Source organism: Streptomyces olivochromogenes, from assembly GCF_001514115.1.
Classification (GTDB): domain Bacteria; phylum Actinomycetota; class Actinomycetes; order Streptomycetales; family Streptomycetaceae; genus Streptomyces; species Streptomyces olivochromogenes.
The window spans coordinates 1-1,328 of the sequence record NZ_KQ948530.1; the positions used below are offsets into that span (position 1 = coordinate 1).

The 1,328-nt window shown below is 66.5% G+C and carries 1 protein-coding gene and 1 pseudogene; one reads left to right on the forward strand and one right to left on the reverse strand.

Annotated elements, in window-relative coordinates:
- Positions 1-758, forward strand: a pseudogene (locus tag AQJ27_RS61180) (transposase); the annotation flags it as partial.
- A gap of 10 nt (positions 759-768) precedes the next feature.
- Here AQJ27_RS61180 and AQJ27_RS51410 read toward each other — a convergent pair.
- Positions 769-1,290, reverse strand: coding sequence for a hypothetical protein (locus tag AQJ27_RS51410; protein WP_067386012.1), 522 nt, complete (start codon positions 1,288-1,290; stop codon positions 769-771).
- Positions 1,291-1,328 lie beyond the last annotated feature (38 nt).

Below are 1,328 nucleotides of genomic sequence, written 5' to 3' on the forward strand. Positions count from 1 at the left end.
ACGTGAAGGCATGGAAGGCCTCCCGCGACCCCGACTACGCCGCCAAGAAGGCCCGGGTCGAGCACCTCTTCGCCATCGCCATCGCCGACGGCGAAGTCATACGCGAGGAACGCGAACCTGACGTGATCTTCTGCCTGGATGAGTTCGGCCCGCTCAACCTCCAACCCCACCCAGGGCGGCAGTGGGCTGTACGCAGCGGCAAGCACAGGACCCCGACCGCGAGCCCAGACCCCGCCGGGCGACCTACACCCGACCACACGGGGTCCGGCACCTGTTCGCCGCCTACGACCTGAGCAAAGACAAGCTCTACGGCCACATCAAGAAGAGCAAGAACAGATCCAAGCGCGTGGAATTCTGCTGCTACCTGCGCAGCCTCGACCCGCCCGAGGTGCGCATCGCCATCGTGCTCGACAACTTCTCTCCGCACCTGACGACGAAGAAGGACAGCAGGGTTGGCGCCTGGGCCGCGGCGAACAACGTCGAGTTCCCCGACCAACAGTTGGTGGCTCAACCGTGTCGAGGCCCAGTTCACCGCCCTGCGCTACTTCGCGCTGGACGGCACCGACCACCCGTCCCACAAGGCGCGGGGCAGCATGATCCGCCACTCGCTACATCGAGGCCGGCCGCCGCGTTTCGACCCGGCCGAGTGCGGGATCAACCGGCTCAAGAGGCACCGTGCCGTCGCCACCCGATGCGACAAGTCAGCGGTCCGCCATGAGGCAACCGTCCTGGTCGCAGCCATCAATGAGTGGCTATGACCCACGGCCGTCATGCAGCCGGATCCACGTTCCAGGCACCGGGCAGATGGCTGCCGCAGAAGACGCAGACGAAGTCATCCTCGCGCACGATGTTGTGCTCTTGGCAGCCAGGACAGCGCCGGAACACCACTTCGTAGGTGAAGCCGGACGGACGTCCGATCTCTATGCCGTCCAGAGCACGGGCGACTGCCGACCAGGAGCTGACGTCCGGGCAGTACCCGGTTGATTGGTTGCTGACGTCGCCCACGGCCCATCCGCCCACCTCGTGGATGAAGCTGATCTCGCCGGCGCTCAGGACTCTTTCTCCGCCGGCGCAGGCCACGTGTTCGCTTCGTCGCGGCGCCAAGCGCATCGTGCTGTCCGTGCCGACCACGAAGGTGAACGGTTCGGCCAGCTCCGCTGCTGATCGCTCAGCGACCCAGCTGCCGAAGTCGGCAGCCGAGCTGATCCGGCAGCCGCCGCTGCCGGGCCGGACCGCAGCCTTCAGGTCGGCCGGTCCGACATATCGGTAACTCCGCCCCCGCGCGCTCATACGAGCCAACCTAGAGCACGTCCGACACACGCCCTAGG

What these genes read in the sequence shown, in the direction of transcription:
- AQJ27_RS51410 (WP_067386012.1), bottom strand. Translation starts at nt 1,290, where the DNA reads ATGAGCGCGCGGGGGCGGAGTTACCGATATGTCGGACCGGCCGACCTG.